Below are 1214 nucleotides of genomic sequence, written 5' to 3'. Positions count from 1 at the left end.
GCTCGCCACTCTGCGCACGCCGGGCCTGGCAGGCCGCCTCGCCGACGACCCCGACGTGGCGGACCGCATCGTGGCCGAGACGCTGCGCACCGCGCCCCCCGTCCATCTCGAAGCCGGCCGCGCCACCGCCGGACAGACGGTCGAGGGGACGGCGATCGCCGAGGGCGACGTGGTGGTGGTGGCCCTCGCGGCGGCCCACCGCGACCCGGAGGTGTTCGCCGAACCCGACCGGTTCGACGTGGACCGCGCGGCCACACCTGCGGCCCTGACCTCGGGCTTCGGCCACTCCGACGGGCTGGAGGAGTTCGCCGCCAGGCACGCCGCCGCGGCCCTGCGCGCCCTCGCCGATGTGCTGCCCGGCACGGCACTGACGGGCCCCGTGGTCCGTCGCCGCCGTTCGCCCGTACTGCGGGGCATCAGCCGGTGCCCGGTCGAGATCTAAGGACTTCCGATGAGAATCGTCTTCTCCGCCATGACGAGCAAGACCCACTTCTACCCGCTCGTTCCGCTCGCCTGGGCCTGTCGTGCCGCCGGACACGAGGTCCGGGTCGTCGGATCACCGGGACTGACCGAGATCACCACCGCCGCCGGGTTGACGGCGGTGCCCGTGGGCCATGACGTGGACCTCGTCGGGCACATGAGCGCGGTCGGCGAAGACATGATCAAGTACGTGCGGTCGCTGGACTTCGCCGACGGCACCCTGGAGAACGCGGGCTGGGACCACCTGCTGGGCATGCAGACGGCCCTGACGCCCAACCTCTTCGCGCTGATGACCCCCGACTCCCTGATCGACGGAATGGTCGACTTCTGCCGTACCTGGCAACCGGACCTGCTGATATGGGAACCGCTGACCTTCGCCGCCCCGATCGCCGCCAAGGTGACCGGAGCGGCCCACGCCAGGCTGCTGTGGGGCCCGGACATCACCACGAAGTCCCGCCGCGCCTTCCTGGACCTGCTCGGCCGCCAGGAGCCTGAGCACCGCGAGGACCCCTTCGCGGAGTGGATCGAATGGACCCTGGGGCGCCACGGGGTGCGGTCCGAGCCGGGTTTCGACGAGGAGATGGCCGTCGGCCAGTGGACCATCGACCCCGTACCGCCCAGCATGCGCCTCGACCTGGGGCTGCCCACCGTCGGCATGCGCTACGTCGACTACAACGGCCCCGCCGTCGTACCGGACTGGCTGCAGAAGCCGCCGTCCGGGCGCCGGGTGTGCC

1 protein-coding gene and 1 pseudogene are annotated in these 1214 nt (G+C 71.9%); both read left to right on the top strand.

The window, feature by feature from the left end; all coding sequences use genetic code 11:
- Positions 1-442 (top strand): cytochrome P450 (locus tag ACFW2E_RS47275; protein WP_384478460.1); only part of this gene is annotated, 442 nt, incomplete at its 5' end.
- Between the two features lie 9 nt (positions 443-451).
- Positions 452-1214 (top strand): annotated as a pseudogene (locus tag ACFW2E_RS47270) (glycosyl transferase family 28); the annotation flags it as partial.

Source organism: Streptomyces sp. NPDC058964, from assembly GCF_042741275.1.
Classification (GTDB): Bacteria; Actinomycetota; Actinomycetes; order Streptomycetales; family Streptomycetaceae; genus Streptomyces.
Note: the sequence above shows the minus strand (reverse complement) of the source record. Positions and strands in the feature narration are given on the sequence as shown.